This window comes from Geitlerinema sp. PCC 7407, from assembly GCF_000317045.1.
In the GTDB taxonomy this organism is placed as follows: Bacteria; Cyanobacteriota; Cyanobacteriia; order PCC-7407; family PCC-7407; genus PCC-7407.
The window spans coordinates 670115-688571 of record NC_019703.1 but is presented as its reverse complement, the minus strand read 5'-3'; the positions used below and the strand labels follow the sequence as shown (position 1 = coordinate 688571).

General features: G+C 60.9%; 15 protein-coding genes and 1 pseudogene. 10 read left to right on the top strand and 6 right to left on the bottom strand.

Annotated features, from left to right (window positions below):
• The first annotated feature begins 306 nt into the window (after nucleotides 1-306).
• The 3 genes from GEI7407_RS02910 to GEI7407_RS02900 all read left to right on the top strand — a co-directional run bounded on the left by GEI7407_RS02910 (nucleotide 307) and on the right by GEI7407_RS02900 (nucleotide 3801).
• Nucleotides 307-2115 carry a proline--tRNA ligase gene (locus GEI7407_RS02910; RefSeq protein ID WP_015170630.1) on the top strand — a complete coding sequence of 603 codons (1809 nt, stop codon included), beginning with the start codon at nucleotides 307-309 and terminating at the stop codon, nucleotides 2113-2115.
• 54 nt (nucleotides 2116-2169) lie between these two features.
• Nucleotides 2170-2967, top strand: coding sequence for a DUF2993 domain-containing protein (locus tag GEI7407_RS02905; RefSeq protein WP_015170629.1), 798 nt, complete (start codon nucleotides 2170-2172; stop codon nucleotides 2965-2967).
• A gap of 219 nt (nucleotides 2968-3186) precedes the next feature.
• On the top strand, nucleotides 3187-3801 hold the full coding sequence (locus tag GEI7407_RS02900; protein WP_015170628.1) for a GerMN domain-containing protein: 615 nt from the start codon (nucleotides 3187-3189) through the stop codon (nucleotides 3799-3801).
• A 130-nt stretch (nucleotides 3802-3931) separates the two neighbouring features.
• Here GEI7407_RS02900 and GEI7407_RS02895 read toward each other — a convergent pair whose 3' ends face one another.
• Entirely contained in the window at nucleotides 3932-4345 is a 414-nt protein-coding gene (locus tag GEI7407_RS02895) for a metalloregulator ArsR/SmtB family transcription factor (protein WP_015170627.1), read from the bottom strand.
• Between the two features lie 305 nt (nucleotides 4346-4650).
• Here GEI7407_RS02895 and GEI7407_RS19845 point away from each other — a divergent pair, with 305 nt between their 5' ends.
• The gene (locus tag GEI7407_RS19845; protein ID WP_015170626.1) at nucleotides 4651-5085 is read left to right on the top strand and encodes a thioesterase family protein; all 435 of its coding nucleotides are present in this window, start codon (nucleotides 4651-4653) and stop codon (nucleotides 5083-5085) included.
• 43 nt (nucleotides 5086-5128) lie between these two features.
• Here GEI7407_RS19845 and GEI7407_RS02890 read toward each other — a convergent pair.
• The 3 genes and pseudogenes from GEI7407_RS02890 to menA all read right to left on the bottom strand — a co-directional run.
• Nucleotides 5129-6463, bottom strand: a pseudogene (locus GEI7407_RS02890) (AMP-binding protein); the annotation flags it as partial.
• Complete coding sequence (locus GEI7407_RS02885) at nucleotides 6409-7380, bottom strand: o-succinylbenzoate synthase (protein WP_015170624.1); 972 nt, start codon at nucleotides 7378-7380, stop codon at nucleotides 6409-6411. The pseudogene GEI7407_RS02890 and the gene GEI7407_RS02885, both read right to left, overlap by 55 nt.
• Nucleotides 7377-8285 carry a 2-carboxy-1,4-naphthoquinone phytyltransferase gene (gene menA, locus GEI7407_RS02880; protein WP_015170623.1) on the bottom strand — a complete coding sequence of 303 codons (909 nt, stop codon included), beginning with the start codon at nucleotides 8283-8285 and terminating at the stop codon, nucleotides 7377-7379. The genes GEI7407_RS02885 and menA overlap by 4 nt, the downstream gene beginning before the upstream one ends.
• 680 nt (nucleotides 8286-8965) lie before the next feature.
• On the opposite strand from menA, the gene GEI7407_RS02875 reads away from it, so the two are divergent.
• From GEI7407_RS02875 to menB, 4 genes are all read left to right on the top strand, one after another.
• Entirely contained in the window at nucleotides 8966-10174 is a 1209-nt protein-coding gene (locus GEI7407_RS02875) for an isochorismate synthase (protein ID WP_315863836.1), read from the top strand.
• 9 nt (nucleotides 10175-10183) lie between these two features.
• The gene (menD, locus tag GEI7407_RS02870; RefSeq protein WP_015170621.1) at nucleotides 10184-11926 is read left to right on the top strand and encodes a 2-succinyl-5-enolpyruvyl-6-hydroxy-3-cyclohexene-1-carboxylic-acid synthase; all 1743 of its coding nucleotides are present in this window, start codon (nucleotides 10184-10186) and stop codon (nucleotides 11924-11926) included.
• Between the two features lie 461 nt (nucleotides 11927-12387).
• Nucleotides 12388-13107 (top strand): hypothetical protein, encoded by a 720-nt coding sequence (locus GEI7407_RS19275; RefSeq protein WP_015170620.1) that lies wholly within the window; start codon nucleotides 12388-12390, stop codon nucleotides 13105-13107.
• A gap of 232 nt (nucleotides 13108-13339) precedes the next feature.
• On the top strand, nucleotides 13340-14173 hold the full coding sequence (gene menB / locus GEI7407_RS02860; protein ID WP_015170619.1) for a 1,4-dihydroxy-2-naphthoyl-CoA synthase: 834 nt from the start codon (nucleotides 13340-13342) through the stop codon (nucleotides 14171-14173).
• Between the two features lie 310 nt (nucleotides 14174-14483).
• On the opposite strand, the gene GEI7407_RS21955 is transcribed toward menB, so the two are convergent.
• On the bottom strand, nucleotides 14484-14801 hold the full coding sequence (locus tag GEI7407_RS21955) for a hypothetical protein (RefSeq protein WP_071880800.1): 318 nt from the start codon (nucleotides 14799-14801) through the stop codon (nucleotides 14484-14486).
• Between the two features lie 356 nt (nucleotides 14802-15157).
• Nucleotides 15158-15709, bottom strand: coding sequence for a DUF721 domain-containing protein (locus GEI7407_RS02850; protein ID WP_015170618.1), 552 nt, complete (start codon nucleotides 15707-15709; stop codon nucleotides 15158-15160).
• A 254-nt stretch (nucleotides 15710-15963) separates the two neighbouring features.
• On the opposite strand from GEI7407_RS02850, the gene GEI7407_RS02845 reads away from it, so the two are divergent.
• Entirely contained in the window at nucleotides 15964-17334 is a 1371-nt protein-coding gene (locus tag GEI7407_RS02845; protein WP_015170617.1) for a hypothetical protein, read from the top strand.
• A gap of 159 nt (nucleotides 17335-17493) precedes the next feature.
• Complete coding sequence (locus GEI7407_RS02840) at nucleotides 17494-18252, top strand: PspA/IM30 family protein (protein WP_015170616.1); 759 nt, start codon at nucleotides 17494-17496, stop codon at nucleotides 18250-18252.
• Nucleotides 18253-18457 lie beyond the last annotated feature (205 nt).

Here is an 18457-nt window from a genome sequence, read left to right as displayed (position 1 = left end):
TGAAAAAATTGAATAGGCGTGAGAAAGCGAGATTGAGCGCCCGGACCTTGTAGCGCTATCGGGCCCGGGAGCCGTCTCGGTTTCTTTAATCTTGGAAAGAAATCCCCAACCCTTCCCTAGAAAAAAGCTGAAGAAAATCCGTGTTTCCCCCATCGGGCGATCGCCTGCCAAGAGTTTTGAGACGCGCGATCGCCCATCCTGTGCTCATTTTGCCCAAAGTTTTGTCCCCAGACCCGCCACAAAGCGACCGAAAAACCGCTGTAAACTGGGGTGTTATTGAAATCGGACACCAAAAGGAAACCAGCGATGCGACTGTCTCAGATGCTCTTTGTCACCCTCAAGGAAGATCCGTCAGAGGCAGAAATCCCAAGCCACAAGCTGCTGCTGCGGGCCGGATTGATTCGCCGGATCGGGCGGGGCATCTACGCCTATCTGCCCATGATGTGGCGCGTCCTCCAAAAAGTCTCCCAAATCGTGCGCGAGGAAATGAACGCCACCGGGGCGCAAGAGTGCCTGCTGCCCCAGCTTCAGCCTGCCGAACTGTGGCAAGAGTCCGGTCGCTGGGACACCTACACCAAAGCCGAAGGCATCATGTTTGCCCTGAGCGATCGCGTTCAGCAGGACATGGGCCTCGGTCCCACCCACGAAGAAGTCATCACCGCCGTTGCGCGGGACATGGTGCGCTCCTACCGCCAGCTTCCCGTCAACCTTTACCAAATCCAGACCAAGTTCCGCGACGAAATCCGGCCCCGCTTCGGCCTGATGCGCGGTCGCGAATTCATCATGAAGGACGCCTACTCCTTCCACGCTGACGAAGCCAGTCTCAAGGAAACCTACCGCGCCATGGACGGCGCCTATCGCAAGATTCTGAGCCGATGCGGGCTGGCCTTCCGGGCGGTCGAGGCAGACTCCGGGGCGATCGGCGGGTCGGGCTCCCAGGAGTTCATGATCCTGGCGGAGGCGGGCGAAGACGAAATTCTCTACACCGCCGATGGCCGCTACGCCGCCAACGTCGAAAAAGCGGTGTCCCTGCCAGCGGACGCTGAGCCCTCGACCTTTAGAGCTTGCGAAAAGCGCGCCACCCCCGACACCGACACCATCGAGAAGCTGTGCGCCTTCCTCCAGTGCTCGCCCACCCAGGTGGTGAAAAACGTCCTCTACCAGGCCGTCTTGGACAATGGCAAGACCCTACTGGTGCTGGTGAGCATCCGGGCCGACCAGGACGTGAATGAAGTGAAGCTGACCAACGAGCTAACCAAGCGGGCGGGCGACTACGGCGCGAAAACCCTGATTGCGCTGACGGTGCCGGATGCCGAGGCCCAACAAAAGTGGGCCGCCAAGCCCCTGCCCCTCGGCTACATGTCGCCAGCCCTGGCCGATGACTTCATTCGCGGCGGCCAGGACGTGAGTCCGAAGTTCCTGCGCTTTGTGGACGCGACGGCGATCGCCCTCCAGAACTTTGTCACGGGAGCTGACGAGGCGGGCTACCACGTAGTCGGCGCGAACTGGGGCGAGGACTTTGCCCTGCCGAAACAGCAGGTCGACGTGCGCACCGCCAAAGCAGGCGATCGCGCAGTGCATGACCCCACCCAGACCCTGGAGACAGCGCGGGGCATCGAGGCGGGCCACATTTTCCAGCTCGGCACCAAGTACTCCAGCGCCATGGGAGCCACCTTCACCAACGAGGCCGGAGAATCGGTGCCCCTGGTGATGGGCTGCTACGGCATCGGGGTGTCTCGTCTGGCCCAGGCGGCGGTGGAGCAGTCCCACGACAAAGACGGCATTGTCTGGCCGGTGGCGATCGCCCCCTACCACGCCATCGTGGTGGTGCCCAACATCGCCGACGCCGACCAGATGGCCGCCGCCGAGAAGCTCTACACCGAGCTGAATGCGGCGGGCATTGAGACCCTGCTCGACGATCGCGACAGCCGCGCAGGCTTCAAGTTCAAAGACGCGGACCTGATCGGCATTCCCTACCGCATCGTCACCGGGCGATCGCTCAAGGACGGCAAGGTCGAAGTGGTGCAGCGCGCCACCCGCGAATCCCAGGAACTTCCCGTGGAAGCGGTGGTCTCTACCCTCCAGCAGTGGATTGCTGAGGCTTGCCGCGTCTAAGGGCGATCGCAGGCCAGAGCCGCTCCCGTTCGTTGCAGTGTCTTGGGGGAACCCATGGAATTTCTGGCGATTTTGCTGTCTGGCCTGCTGGGTCTGGTCTCGCCCGCTGGCTTTGTGGCGGACCAGCTAGCCGAAAAAGCAATCCGCAACCAGCTCTCGTCCGTTGAGCAGCTCCAGGTTCGCATTGACAACAGCCCCACCCACCAGGTGCTCCAGGGCAACCTGGATCAGGTGCGCATTGCCGGGCGGGGCGTGTTTCCGATTCCCGAAGTGCGCATTGCCGAGCTAGAGGTGGAGACCGACCCGATCCACCTCGACCCCCAGGCCCTGCGCCAGGGCAAGCCGCGCCTCGAAGCACCCGTCCAGGCCGGAGTGCGGCTTGCCCTCACCGAAGAAGACCTCAACCGCGCCCTGCGATCGCCTACCGCCGTCCAGCGCCTGCAAAAATTCGGCATCAGCTTTTTTCGCGATCAAGAAGCCCAGGAAATCGAGCGCTACGACTTCATCGAGCCCCAGATCGAATTCCTGGGCAACAATCGCCTGCGGGTCCAAGTGGGGCTTTTGCAGGAGGGCGACACCCAGCCCACGGTGGTGGTGGCGGAGACGGGTCTCGAAGTCTTGGCCGGTCAGCGCCTCAACCTCATTGAGCCCGTGATGACCGTGGACGGTCAGGCGGTTCCGGACCGTCTGGTCCAGTCCATCTCCAAAGGCATTCGCGATCGCGTAGATTTGGGTCGTCTGGCAGAGGGCGGCATCGTTGCTCGCCTTCTACAATTGGAGATAGATGCTGACCAACTGCAAGCTGCCGTATTTGTTCGCGCAGAACCCAGCGTCCTAGTATCAGGAAAATGATCCTTGGGGCCTGTAGAGATTAGTAGCGCCCCTTTTGTCCCTGGGCGATCGCTTCCGACCCAGGACAACGCAAACAATCAGGGTTCGCACAGTTAGACCTAGGGTGTACTTCGAGAAATTGCCAGCGTAGCTTTCCGCCAAAAGGCCATCCAACAGAAAGCGACAAAGGCCCTATCTCCCGCTTCAAAATCAGTCCCATCGGTGTAGGAGACTCAAATCATGCAAGACCATTCCCGTTACTCTGAGCACACTTCTCGCTTGCCCATCATCTTGGTTGCGGGAGTCTCAGCCCTAGTCGTTGCCCTTGGGGGTGGTACAGCGGCTTTCTTGTCTCGGCAGGCCCTATTGCCTCAGTCGACCCAGACCACCCAAGGCCCCTCAGACCAGGCCCTTGATCCGGCCTCCGAGTCCACCGCGCGAGTGTACTGGCTCCAGGACACCGGCACGAGCCTAGAGCTTGCGCCCCGCCCTGTGCAGGTCGCCGCCAACGCTTCTCCTTCTGTGGCCCTTGAGCGAGCCTTTACCACCCTGCTGACGGCTCAGCCGACGGGTGAGCAGGCCTCGACGATTCCTGCTGGCACTCAGCTGCGCAGCCTCAGCGTCAAAGAAGACGGCGTACACGTGGATTTGTCCGAGAACTTTACCCAAGGGGGCGGTAGCGCCTCGATGACGGGTCGGGTGGCCCAGGTGCTCTACACAGCCACCAGCCTGGATCCAGATGCACCCGTTTGGATCTCCATAGAAGGGAAGCCGCTCGAAGTCTTGGGCGGTGAAGGCATTACGGTTGCTCAGCCTCTGACCCGCGAGGCTTTCCAGCAAGATTTCCGCCTCTAGATTTTTCAGAAGTTTGATCAGGCTCTAGGAAGTGCTCCCACGCCGCTTCCTAGAGCAATTTTGCTGTCCGGAGCCGCAGCTCTGTCGGCGGTCCTGGACTCGCAAAACGCTTAAATTTGGGCTGGGCGAACTAGGGGGTGGCGTCTGATACGGCCCGCTCTACCCCTGGTGCATCTTCGTAAATGCTGGCGGTGGCGCGGCTGGCCATGCTGAAGTCTCGGAACTGGCGCGCCTGCTCTTCGATACGGCTCGCGAGGCGATCGCACACCAGCGTGCACAGCTCGAAGGTCAGCTCGTCTGCGACTCGGTAATAGGCCGATGTCCCTTCGGTGCGTCGGCTGAGGATACCCGCTTGCAGCATCACCTTGAGGTGCTTGGACACATTCGCCTGGCTTGTCGCCGTTGCGACAACTAGATCCTGCACACATTTCTCTTCATCCCGCAGGAGGTTGAGGATGCGCAGCCGCATGGGCTCGCCCAGAATACTAAAGTACTCTGCGACCTGCTGTACAACCTCTTGGGCCACAGGCTTTCCTAAATCCATGCCCGTCCTGTCATCAAAAGCATTGATCCCCAGATTCTAGCAGTTCAATTCTATCAAGTGATTAATGGTGATAGAGCGATTTAATCAGAATCTGTCCATGGTTGTAGATGCTCCTGCGCGAGGGAGCGAGACCTCGCCTCATCCTTTGAGTCTTGCAGGGCATTAAAGAAGCTGAAAAAAAGCCGAGCCAGCCAGGAATTTTGGGTGCCTGATGGGTCTACCTCTGCATCCGATTCCTCAAGCTTGTACCCTTGTGTCAGAGAGGAATCTCTGTTTTTCAGCGTGCCCCCAGCTACACCGGTCTAATGGCTTTTACCTACACCCGAATCATCCGCTTCCAGGAAACTGACGCAGCGGGCGTCGTGTACTTCGCAAACCTGCTCACGCTCTGCCATGAGGCTTACGAGGCTTCTCTGGCGGCATCCGGAATCAGGCTCAAGCAATTTTTTGGCGGGGGCTCGGTGGCGGTGCCGGTGATTCACGCAGAGAGCGATTTCCAGAAGCCTCTGTTTTGCGGCGATCGCGTTCGGGTGAATCTGAGCCCAGTCCTGCTGCGGGAGTCGGAGTTTGAAATCTCCTACACGGTCAGCCGCATCGAGTTTGAGCAGGACCCCCTGCCTCAGTCTGTGGCCCACGTGCTGACGCGCCATGTGTGCATCCAGACGGAGCCTCGGCAGCGGGTGCCGCTGACGGAGGAGCTACAGCGCTGGCTGGGGCAGTGGCAAGAGTCCGCTGGGTGATGGCCCAGGCTCGCAGCTCGGCCCGATCGAGTTTGCCCTGGCGGTTGCGGGGCAGAGGAGCGCGGACGAACCAGTGCTTGGGCTGCTTGAAGCGGCTAAGCGCGGGGGCGATCGCCTGTTGGAGATCAGAAGGCGTGACGGGGCGATCGGGCCAGGGCGCGTAAACCGCGACGACGACCTCTCCCCACTCGTCATCGGGCAAGCCCACCACAGCCACATCTGCCACCCGTTGGGTGGCCCGGATAGCGGCCTCGACCTCCGCCGGAAAGACATTTTCGCCCCCCGTCAGAATTTGCTCCTGCTGGCGACCGACCACGTGCAGGCTGCCCTGGTCATCCCAAAAGCCCAGATCTCCCGGCTGAAAGACGCCGTTAAAGGGGCGATCGCCGTAGTAGCCAAGCCCCAGGGAAGCTGCTCGAATCGTAATCAGGCCGGGGGCTTCAGCCGTGCTGTCGGGCGGGTCAAGGGCGATCGCGGCGTGGGGCAAGCTTGGCCCACTGCCGGTCTGCCCAGCCAAAAAGTCTGCGGGCCGGAGCGTGACAATTTGGGACGCGGTTTCGGTCATGCCGTAGGTAGGCGCTAGCGGTAGGCCGGAGCGCCGAGCCTCGTGCAGCAAACTGGGCCAAGCGGGAGCGCCTCCCAGCAAAATCGCCCGAAATGGCCGTAAAAGCGCGATCGCCTCGGCATCAGCCAGGGCACGCTGGAGCTGGGTGGGCACCAGGGACAGGAAAAAATCTGGCGCCTCAAAGCGGGGGGCACGGTGAAGATCGGCCAACACCTCCTCTAGGCGCTGGCCCAAGACCAGCTGGCCTCCCGAGCAGAAGGCCCGCAAAAACTGCATCAGGCCGCTGACGTGGTAGAGGGGCAGCACGCAGCAGGCATTGACCTGCGATGCCTGGAAGTGCTGCTGAAAGCCCGCGACGGAGGCCATCAGGGTCTCCCAGGTGTGGACGACAAAGCGAATCTGGCCCGACGATCCGCCCGTAGGAATCAGGATGCCCTGGGCAGGCGGGCGATCGCCCTGAGTTGGGCGCTTCCAGGCGGGGCTGCGGGCGACGGTGTCGGCCTCTGCCCAGATCGCGTCGGGCTGGACCTGCTCCAGGACCGTTGCCCATTCCCGGTCTGCCCAGCGGGGATTGGCCAAAAAGACGGGGTGCCCAGCAGCGCAGGCAGCCATGAACCCCGCCAAGAACTTGACGGGGTCGGCTTCTGCTAGCAGGATGCGCCGGGGCTCGGGGCCAAGCTGGGCCTGATAGTGCCCGAAATGAGCCCAGAAGGCCGCGCGATCGCCGCCGATCAGCCAGTCATCCTGGGCGCGCTGGGCTAGGACGGCGGCAGGTGACGCCAGAGGTCCTCGAAGGGGGGACGAAAAAACCATGGAGTTTCGGAAGCGTTGGCAAACCAGTGATCAATGCCGTAGCCCACGGCGCGGCCCGGCGTACCTATTTCAGCAGCCAGAGCGAGGCCAGCTTGCTGGCCGACGACGGTTTCGAGGGCCGAGGAGACCACCACGTCCAGGGCGTGCTGCTGGCAAAACTGGCGCACCTGGGACGGAAACCCGGCGATCGCAGGCTTGATCACCACAATGCCCCGCCAGCCGCGATCGTGGCAATCCCGCAGCTGCGCCAGCGTGGCCACGGACTCGTCGAGGGCCAGGGGCGTGCGAAACTGGGCCGCCAGCGCCAGCATGAGGTCCAGCTGGCCTGGAGCCAGGGGCTGCTCAAGAAATTCGAGATTGGGCAGGCGATCGCCCATCGCCAGCCACTGCTGCGCCTGCTCCAGGCTGAGGCCCCCGTTGGCGTCGAGGCGCAGCTTGACCCCCTCGGGGAGCTGGCGGGCGAGGGTTTGCAGCCAGACTATTTCGTCCTGCGGCTCTGCCATCCCGACCTTGACCTTGAGGGTGCGGACGCCTGCTGTGACGGGTGCTTGCCAGGCGCTCAGGGCAGCGGGACCGGTGGGCAGGAGGTGACAGCAGGGCCGCTTACCCAGGGGCGATCGCAGCCCCAGCAGGGCAGACTCTAGGCCAAACTGACAGGCTGGGTGCGTCTCGGGAATGGCGGCGATCGCCCCTGGACTCACGGTTGGACCGAGCGCCTGACACAGGCTCCAGGCCTCCTCGAGGGTTTCGGTGCCAAACCAGGGAATCGGCGCGATCTCTCCAAAGCTGACCTCGCCGCTGTCTCTCGTCAGCCGCACCAAAATGCCCTCCCGGGCCGTCCAGCTCCCGTGGTGGGTGCACAGGGGCCGCTGAAAGGGGCGGCGGTAGCGGCGAAACTCGCAGCGATAGGCGATCAAGCAGCCGCGACCCAGTAGCCCAGGCCAAACATCAGGCCGTACCAGAAGTGCAGCCCCACCGCGATAAATTTGCAGTTGCTGACCTTCTCGGGCTGGTCGTGGAACTGCCGGACGTGGCGTACGAGCTTGTGGGCCAGGGGCACGCTAATCAGGCTCAGCAGCGTCCACGGCGGCAAAATCCCGGCGATCGCCAGCATCGCATTCAGGCCGTAGGTGACCCCGCAGATCCACGGCAAAAGCCGCGCCCCGCGCAGGGTTCCCAGCCGCACAATGGGCGATCGCTTGCCAGCGGCGACGTCTTCTTTGACCTGGTGAAAGTGGGAGCAAAACAGAATCACGCTCGTGAGCACACCAACAATCACCGAGGCGGCCAGGCTGTTGCTGGACCAGGTTTGGGCCTGACTGTAGTAGGCTGCCGCCACCGCCAGCGGCCCGAAGGTAAAGAAGCAAATAATCTCGCCCAGCCCCTGGTAGCCCAGCCGGAACGGCGGGCCTTGGTAGGTGTAGCCCAGGGCGCAGGCCACCAGCACCAAGCCAATGACGGTGAAATCCTGCTGCCACCAAGCAATGGAAAGCACGCCGAGAATGCCAGAAATCAGGGCCAAGTTGGCAATCCAAAAGACTAGGGACTTATTGCCCGTGAGATTGACAACCGAATGGGGTTTATTAACGTCGATGCCGGTTTCAGAATCAAAAACATCGTTGCTCAAATTGAGCCACGCAATGATCAAAACAGCGGATCCTAAGAAGGTCCAGAAAATAGTTTGATTAATACCTTGAAGATCGAAGAATGCGATCGCAGTTCCGACCCAAATCGGAATGACAGCAACGGTATACATGGGAGGTTTGATTGCTGCCATCCACAGTTTTTTTCTGTTAGTTGGCGTAAGCGATTGTGTTGTCATTCGACCATGGGAGGTGATAGGCACAAGCCCACTAATTCTACGATCTGGAGGCCAGTGCCGGGATATTTCTACGGGCCTAGCTTAACTAAGCTTCGCAATTCGAGCGATCGCCTTGGGATCGCCTAGCGTCGTAGATTAGAGCAAGGCACAAAGGGAGCGATCGCCCTCAAGCCTTGTAAACTGGAGCTTTGAGGCTGCTTGGGTACCCGGACGAATGGGCGCTGGAGAAGAGGCCCGATCGCCAAAAACCGCCGCTAGTCGACTGGCCAACGGTTGCGAGATCTCCTTTGATGGCTAAGGAGGGAAGCAGACACGGCACAATACTACATAGAGCTTCGGTGCGATTGCAGACTGCGGACTGCCTGAGCTTCGGTGCTTGGATGAGAGCCGGGGGTTTTCCCTCGGGTGACGCCACATTGTTTAATCCCGTTTGCAGGATTGCAGAAACCTTCGTGATTCATCTCTCCATGCCAGCTACACCGTCTTGCGCGAATCTTCTTCAAAGCCGTCGAGAACTGTTGAATCTTCTGCTGGCTTCTCACCAAGTGGCGAGCCATGAAAATCAACAGCAGCTCATTAGTATTTCTCTGGAGATCAACACAATTGATCCGCTTGCATTTTTAGAAAACTTCTACCAAGAAAATCAGCTTCATTTCTATTTTGAAAAGCCCTGTCAATCTGTGGCGATCGCCGCAATCGACAGCGTTATTCACTTTCAATTAGAGGGCCAAAATCGCTTTCAAATTGCGCAGCAGCGAATCCAACAAGAGCTCAAGAAAATTGTTGCTGTTGGCGCATCAGAAACGCCCTTTGCTGGCCCGCACTTTTTCTGTGGCTTTACCTTCTCGGAGGCTGAGCGATCGCCCAAGGCGCCTTTTCCGGCGGCGACGGTGTTTTTGCCGCGCTGGCAGGTGGCCCGCCACTACCAGCGCACGGTGCTGGTGGCCAATGTGGCGATCGCGCCCCAGGATTCGCCGGAGCCTTTGGCCGACCTGCTGTGGCAGCGCATTCAGGCGATCCAGGCCGTCTCTTCCCTTTCGCCCTCCCCGCGATCGCGGCCGTCCCAGACCTTCCAGCAGCGGGACGTGGTGCCGGTCAGCCAGTTCCAGGCGTCGGTGCAGCGCGTACTTCAGGACATCGCCGATCAGGCATTTCACAAAGTGGTCTTGGCCCACGCGGTGGACGTGACGGCGGCGCGGGCCTTTCGGCTGCCGGCCTGCCTAGATAACCTGCGCCGCCTCTACCCCGACTGCCACGTCTTTTCCATGGGCAACGGCCAGGGCCAAAACTTCCTGGGAGCCAGTCCCGAGCGCCTGATCAGCATCCGTCAGCAGCGCCTCAAAACCGATGCCCTGGCCGGGTCAGCGCCGCGCGGCGCCACGCCCCAGGAGGACCTGCGGCTGGCCCAGGATCTGCGCCAGAGCGTCAAGGAGCGCCACGAACACCAGCTGGTGCTGGATTTCATTTTGCAGCAGCTGCTGGCCCTGGGCTTGGTGCCCCAGCGATCGCCCCTGCCCCGGATCTTGACCCTGTCGAATATTCAGCACCTGTGGACGCCGATCCAGGCGCCGGTGCCGCCGGATGTCCACCCCCTCGAAATCGTGGCGGCGCTGCACCCGACGCCTGCTGTGGCCGGGACGCCGCGGGCGATCGCCTGCCAGCAGATCGGCCACCACGAGCCTTTTGCGCGATCGCTCTACGCCGCACCCCTGGGCTGGGTGGACTACCAGGGCAACAGTGAATTTATTGTGGGAATTCGATCTGCCCTGCTCGAAGGACGCCACGCGCGCCTGTACGCTGGCGTGGGCATCGTGGCCGGGTCGGAGCCTGAACGGGAGCTGGCAGAGATTAAACTAAAGCTTCAAGCTCTCCTGTCAGCACTGGTTTAGGCGATCGCGATGGCGGTGGATTTTAGCAATCCCAACTCGATTTGGGCGTCGGTTTTGGCTGAGACGCTGGCCCGTCTGGGGCTAGAGCTGGCGGTGATTTCGCCGGGGTCGCGCTCGACGCCCCTGACCGTGGCTTTGGCGCGCCATCCGGCCATCGAAGCGATTCCGGTTTTGGATGAGCGATCGGCTGCTTTTTTTGCCCTGGGGGTGGCGCGCCAGACCGGCAAGCCGGTGGCCCTGGTGTGCACCTCGGGCACGGCCGCCGCGAATTTTTTCCCGGCGGTGATCGAGGCGCGCCAAAGCCAGGTGCCGCTGCTGGTGCTGACGGCCGATCGCCCGCCGGAACTGCGGGACTGCCACGCAGGCCAAGCGATCGACCAAATCAAGCTTTATGGCGCCTATCCTACCTGGCAGGCGGAGGTGGCGGTCCCCGAACTGAGCCTGGACCTGCTGCACTATCTGCGCCGGACCCTCACCCACGCCTGGGAGCGATCGCTGTTTCCGACGCCGGGGCCGGTGCACCTCAATCTGCCCCTGCGCGATCCCCTGCCGCCGCTGCCGGACTCGGCGGCCTTGGCCTGGGCCGAGACCTTTGATTCAGCAGCGTTTTTTGCGTCGGTGCGGCCGCCGGTGCGGCCCGACCTAGCGGCGATCGCCCCGGCGGTTTGCGCGGCCTGGCAGGGGTGCGATCGCGGCCTGATCGTGGCGGGTCCGGCCCAGCCCCGACTCCCGCGGGCCTACTGCGAGGCGATCGCCCAGATTTCTCGCGTCTTGGGCTGGCCGGTGCTGGCGGAGGGCCTCTCGCCCCTGCGCAACTACGCCGACCTCAACCCCTACCTGATCGCCAGCTACGACCTGCTGCTGCGCAACCGGGACTTTGGGGCGGCGATGGTGCCGCGCATGGTGCTTCAGATCGGCGAGCTGCCCACCAGCAAAGAGCTGCGCCTTTGGCTGGAGCGATCGCAGCCCCAGCGTTGGCTCCTGGACCCCAGCGACCAAAATCTCGATCCGCTCCACGGCCCCAGCCAGTCCCTGCGCCTCAGCGTCGAGCAGCTGGCCCACGCTTTGGCCGATCGGTCGCCCGCGCCGCCCGCGCCCTACCTCGATCGCTGGTGCCAGGCCGACAGCAAAGTCCAGCAGGCGATCGCCCGCACCATGACCACAACGACGGACCTGATCGAGAGCAAAGTCGCCTGGCTGCTGGGGCGATCGCTCCCCCTCGGCACCCCGCTCTTTATCGCCAACAGCATGCCCGTGCGCGACGTCGAGTGGTTTTGGCCGCCCGACAACACCGCCATTCAGCCCTACTTCAACCGGGGCGCCAACGGCATCGACGGCACCCTCTCCACGGCTCTGGGCGTGGCCCACGGCCGGTCAGCAGTGCTGCTGACCGGCGATCTGGCCCTGCTCCACGACACCAACGGCTTCCTGCTGCGCCAAAAATTCCGGGGCCACCTCACCATCGTCCTGCTCAACAACAACGGCGGCGGCATCTTCGAGATGCTGCCCATTGCCCAGTTTGAGCCGCCCTTCGAGGAATTTTTCGCCACTCCCCAAGACATTTCCTTTGCCCAGCTCTGCGCCACCTACGGCGTCGAGCACCACTACATCACCACCTGGGAAGCGCTCCAGCAGACCCTGAGCACTTGGCCCACCACGGGCATCCGGCTCCTCGAAATCCAGACCTCGCGCCGCCGCGATCGCCAGTGGCGCCAGGAAACCCTAGAGGCGATCGCCCGCACCCTCTCCTGAAAAGCTCTCCCAAGCTCACTCAAAAGCCACGGCTCTACCCACCATAAAATTCTCTGATACGCTGAGCCTTGCTATTTGTTGAAGATTCGCGCTTTGGTATTGGTAGGACTCCTATAATATTTGCTTAAGGTTTGAGGTCTTAGCCTACAAAAACGCAATAGCTTTGGAGCCATTCCCGCGAGCTTTGGTTGTGGCGATCGGATCTCAAGGCAAAAAGATAGACCCTGCCTGTTTTATATCTTTCGTCTTAGAGTTGGGGGCCCAACTCTTTGCTGATAAAGTTCAAATAACCGGCAAACCTCAGACTTGAATTGCCTTTTCAGGAACAATAAAAGTCTGTAAAGCATTGCTAGCCCTTATTGCTAGCTGCTAACTCACCGACACCTTGATGGGTTTTGCACGAAATTCTGTAAGATTCCCCTTTTAGAAATAGCGATACGGACGTTTTAAGGTCTTCGTTCATGAGCTCTAGTTCTAATTCCTCCTCGTCAACCGGCCCAAGCAATGGTCGGCGGGCTCGCAGCTCGGCTCCCAAGCCGCCTGCTGAAACCCCCACCATTGATGTTGAAGGCCGCGCTGTCAAAGAGGAGGCCACCCCCGCGCCCATAAAGGCCGCCGAAGCGAAAGCATCGGAAAAGCCTGCGCCTGCGGCACCGCCCAAAGCGGAGACGCCCAAGCCTGAGGCTCCCAAGGCCGAGCCTGCCAAATCGGAGGCTCCCAAAGCCCCGGCGCCCAAAGCTGAAGTGGCTAAGGCCCCGGCCCCCAAGCCGGAAACGCCCAAAGCTCCAGCGCGCGAAGCTGAGGCTCCCAAGGCTGCCTCTTCCAAAGTGTCCACCCCTTCCAAGCCCGAAGCACCTAAGGCCGAAAAAGCGATGACTCTCTCCAACAAATCCGATACCAAAAAGTCTGAGTCCGGCGCGATTCAGCTCAGCACCTCTTCCTACTTCTACAGCCGTCCCGTAGAATCTGCGGGTCTAGTGATTATCGATACCTCCAGCCTGCCGGAGCACCGTCCCATTGTGGCCAGCGGCTTGCAGCTGCTCGAGGATCACTTCTACGGCAACCGCCCTGTGCAGGCTCGCCGGCTTCCCCTCCAGGAAGACAGCCCCCTGCCCAATGCGCGCCCCATCGCCTCGAACGAGATTGACGATCCGCGCGAGCTGATGGGCTTCCTAGACTAGGGCGATCGCGCTTTAGAGCTCATTATTTTTTGCACGATTCGGGATGCTGTAAAGCCGTCAGATCGTGGCAGAGTGACCCCCAGGTCTGGATCTCAGTCTGGGGGTTCGTGTTTGGGGGCTGCCACGCGGCGATCGCCCCAATGCGCTAAAATGCCTGTGCCCAGACCGAGGCCTCGGCCCGCCGTCGCGCCAGGATTTCTGGGCTGTTGAAATGTGCGATCGCCCCGAAAGTATGCAAATCGACTGGCACCCGGTCAAAACCTACGAAGACATTCTGTATCACAAGGCAGACGGCATCGCCAAAATCACCATCAACCGTCCGCACAAGCGCAACGCCTTCCGGCCCAAAACGGTCTTTGAGCTCTACGACGCCTTTGTCAACGCCCGCGAAGACAGTCGCATCGGCGTGATCCTCCTGACGGGCGCTGGGCCTCACACCGACGGCAAGTACGCCTTTTGCTCCGGCGGAGACCAGAGTGTGCGGGGCGAAGCGGGCTACCTCGACGACGAAGGGGTGCCCCGTCTGAATGTGCTGGATCTCCAGCGCCTCATTCGCTCTATTCCCAAGGTCGTGATCGCCCTAGTTGCTGGCTATGCCATTGGGGGCGGCCACGTTTTGCACCTGCTCTGTGACCTCACGATCGCCGCAGACAACGCGATCTTTGGTCAGACTGGCCCCAAGGTGGGCAGCTTCGACGGTGGCTTTGGGGCCAGTTACCTGGCGCGCATCGTAGGCCAAAAGAAAGCCCGGGAAATCTGGTATCTCTGCCGCCAGTACGACGCTCAGCAAGCCCTGGAGATGGGCCTTGTCAACTGCGTGGTGCCCGTGGCGGACCTGGAAGCGGAGGGAATTCGCTGGGCTCAGGAAGTCCTGGAAAAAAGCCCGATCGCGATTCGCTGCCTCAAGTCTGCCTTCAATGCGGACTGCGATGGGCAGGCGGGTCTCCAGGAGCTGGCCGGCAACGCAACCATGCTCTACTACATGACGGAGGAAGGCTCCGAGGGCAAACAGGCATTTCTCGACAAGCGATCGCCTGACTTCCGGCAATATCCCTGGCTGCCCTAGGGCCAATGGCGAAATTATTCATGAGCGATCGCCTCTGTAAGGGGCGATCGCTCGTTTTTTATGGCTCTAGCGAGCCTCAGATAATGCTTAACCCCTAGGACCTACAAAGCAAACTCACCCTGACTCAAAGGGCTCAATCGCCTCAAATTCGTAGAAACTTTTGTGTCAGATTTATTGAGTTTTAATCCAAAAAAATAACTTTTTACAGCCAATTTTAGGCAAAAAGAAAGACGTGTCTGAGATAGAGTCACGTCTAAAATTTGAGTTGCTTTTAAAGATGTTCTGGAGCTGAATTTCTAAGCAATAATGCCTAGCAAACTGCTAGAGAATCAGAGGCGCTTTCTCGGCCTCCTAAAGGCGTGGCGAGAGTGTCATCTTCGCGGGCAAATTTCTCTAACAGAGGCTGCATCGCGATCGCTAGCTGGGGCTCAAGCAGCGCCTGATGCCAGTGGACCACTTCCTCAATCCGTTCCCAAGAGGGCGCAAAGGGGGGCATCGCCAATGAGCAGGCCTTCCATTGCCCTTGTACCGGTACCCCGAGCGGGCCGCATTGACCCCCTCGACGCCCTTCTGGGGTGTAATACCGACAGTGACGGCAGGCCGTAGCTAGCGTGTTAAAGGTTCGCATAGGCGTCTGAAAAAGCTTATCTATTGCCTATCATCGAGCCTTGTCAAAGAGGACAAAATCCCTTAAAAGAGCTTTCAAGATATGATGAAGCCTAGATTCTAGCGATCCCCAAGCGCAATTCCCGCTTCACTTTGTCTTTAGAATCTTGTTAAAAAGGGACATATAGGACTTTAAAAAAAGATCTTTCTATCGCTACCAAAGCGGGTGATTTGGCTTAAAAATTAGCGGGGATCAACCAAAAAATAATTGAACAGATTTTCAGGATTGAGAGATTTGTGTCCTGTTTGAGGGTTATTGATAAGGCAAAACGATATTCCTAAAGCGCATAGCGTCAATGCTAGAAGCGATCGCTCGGTCTACCACTCCTTGGCGGCGCAGGTGGCGCACATCGACCAGCGCTCAAGCTCGCCCGGGGGTGCTGGGCACTGGCAGCGGGGGCACAGGGGCAGGTGCCGCGATCGCGCCTGAATCGAGGCGGCCCAGTTTTCATAGGCAGCTTGGGGTGAGTCTGCGGGCGGACTGGCGGGCTGGAGCGGCTGGGGAAGGCGGCTGGGGTGCCCCTGCCAGAGGGTCGACGTCACGCTGGTGCTGTCTCTGCGCGCGGCAGCTCTGGCGGCGCGCCACTGGGCCGTCGAGAAGCGGATATCGTCTAGGGGCGTCTCGATCTGGTCGTTGAGCTTTTTGAGGATGCGCTTTCGCTCGAAGACGAGGGTTTGTGCCCAGCTGGCGCTGGAGGTCGCGACTTGCAAGACATTTCGGTAGATGGTGACTGGCCGGGTTTGGGCCGCCACCACTGGGCCGACGATCGCGGCCCACGCGGTCACCGCTTGCTGGTACTGCTGTCGCTGGTGCCAGCGCGATCGCGTTTCGAGATGGGTCAAAAGGTTGTGAATCTGATCAAAACCCATGGACAAATTCGCGCCTCCAATGCATTGTTGAACCCATTAAGCGTTATTGGCCGCCGTCAAGCAATCGAGCTGAGGACAGCCGGTAATATCAATTTTCGTCAGCGCTAGGGTGCCCGCGATCGCCGCTTTTGATCTTTGCCTGTTGCAAAACGTATGCTTTGCCTGGCAACGGCGACAACCTGTGTAAGATTTAAGCCAAAGATTTGTCAAATATTTCTGTAGATTGACTAGACACAATGGGTAGGAGCACGGCAATGAGTCAATTCCCCACGATGGAGTCTCCCCCGCGCGCGGCCCAAGGGTCAGCGCTCAAGCCTGCTCTTCAGCAGGCATTGCAGGGGCTGGATGTGCAGCTTGAGGAAGAGCTGACTCGCTACCGGCGATCGCGCGCTGGTAAGCCCTCGGCGCCTCGCCGGACTGTGCCGCGATCGCCTGCCCGTAAATCCCTAGATCTGATCAACATCAAGGCCGTGGGCGGCCGGACTCAGCCGCAGCAGCCGGCCCCAGCAGCCGAAGCCTCCCCCGATGTGTCGACCGTCGTCTTGCCGCTGACGCCCGGTCTGGGGACCGAGGCCGAAGCCCAAACTTTCACGGGCGGTGCCCTAGTGGCCCTGCCCACCGAAGAGCCCCAAGCCCAGGCCGCTCCCGAGCCCCCCGCAGCGGGGGGTCAGCTGGTGGACCCGTCGGTGGCAGCACCGCTGGATGACTACCTGGAGTCCTCAGAAGAGCTGCTCCGTAGCCTGGAGGACCAGACAGAACTCTCGCCCGCTGATGCCTCGTGGGCCGCCAAGGTGATGACGCCCCTGGGCATCGGCTCCATGGTGCTGTTTCTTCTAGCTTGCGTCAGCTTTGGGGTCGTGATTGTCAATCCGTCGATTTTGGCGCGGCGATCGGCTCCAGCCACCTCGACGGCCGAGACCCAGCCCGAGACCGTCGATCCCAAGAGCCTGCCCCAGTCGCCCAACTTGGCGTCCCAAGAATTTGTCGATCTTCAGCTGGGCAGCCTGAGCACCCTAGACACCAAAGGCAAGCCTACTGCGCCAGCCGCAGGCTCGACGGTGCCAGTGCCGTCTGCCCTGACGCCGCCCCAGACGGCCACGACTCCGGCTGCTGGGCGATCGCCCTCGCGGCCCGCTACCGGATCGGGCGTGCTGTCTTCTTTGGCCTCGGCGGTGGGCATCCGGCCTCGAACTCCCGCTGTGGCGCCAGCGCCGGTTCAGCCTGCGCCAGTCCAGCCCGCACCGGCCCAGCCCCCCGCCGCCTACAATCCGCCGCCCGTGGTGTCGGTGCCCCAGGCCCCTGCCTACCAGCCCCCCGCTCCGCCCCAGGCCCCCGAGCCGCCGAGTGTCGAGCCTCAGGCCGCTGAGCCTGCGCCGCCCGAGCCGCCCGCTGAGGTGGCCGCAGCGCCCACGGCCCCCGATACCGACTACTACTACGTGGTCGGTAACTACAGCGGCGATCGCAGCCTCGAAGAGGCCCAAGGCGCAGTACCCAGCGCCTACGTTCGCAACTTCGACAGCGGCGCCCAGATTCAGTACGGAGCCTTTACCGATGCGGCTGGGGCCGAGGAGCTCGCAGAGCGCTTGCAGCAGCAGGGACTCTCCGCTGAGGTGTACCAGCCCTAGTGATACCCCTGGGACAGAGGGGCATGGTAGGTCGGTACGGTACGATAAGACTAAAGTCTGAGTTTCATTAGCGTGCCCAATTTTGGGCCTCAGCAGATGAAATTAGACGGCTGACCGCCTGCTAACGCTTGATTGTTCGACGCAAGGAGAGACTCCAGTATGGGACTCTTTGACCGGGTCATGCGCGTGATTCGCGCCAATCTCAACAGCCTAGTGAATCAAGCCGAAGATCCAGAGAAGATGCTGGAGCAGATCGTCTCGGACATGCAGGAGGATCTGATTCACTTGCGGCAGGCGGTGGCCCAGGCGATCGCCACCCAAAAGCGCACCGAGCGCCAGCAGTCCCAGGCCAACGCCACCGCCGACGAATGGTACCGCCGCGCCCAGCTCGCCCTACAGCAGGGCGACGACAACCTGGCCCGCGAGGCCCTGACGCGGCGCCAAACCTACAAGCAGACGGCGGACTCCCTCCAGGCCCAGCTCGGCCAGCAGATAGGCGTCATCGACAAGCTCAAAAAGGACATGCTGGCCCTAGAGAGCAAAATCTCTGAGGCGAAAACCAAGAAAGATCTGTACATTGCCCGGGCGCGATCGGCCAAGGCCTCAGAGCGCCTCAACTCGATGCTCGATCGCACCAATACCGCTGGCTCCATGGCGGCCTTTGAGCGGATGGAGGAAAAAGTCTTACAGCTAGAGGCCCGCTCCGAGGCGATCGCAGAGCTAGGCACCGATGATGTGGACAAGCGCTTTGCGGCCCTCGAGAGCAGCACTCCGGTAGAGGACGAGCTACAAGCGCTCAAAAAGCAGATGCTGTCGGGTCAGGGCAGCGGCGCCTCTTTGCCCGCCGCCTCCGAGAGCACCAAGGCCGCTGTAGACCGGGAACTCGAAGACCTGCGATCGCAAATCGAAGGGTCTTAGAACGTCTCAACGTCGCGAGCTCTGCGGAATGTGCCCTCACCTCTCTGAATTTGGATACAGACGCTAGCGTGAAAAGAGCGGACCCGAGGGTAAGCTCCTCGAAGGAGAGCAGACTTTTGCCAAATTGGTCTGTCTTGAACCCCGCTGATGTGAAAGAAACCCTGTTGAGAGTGACGCCACTCTGAATGGGTCAGTAGAATTGAGC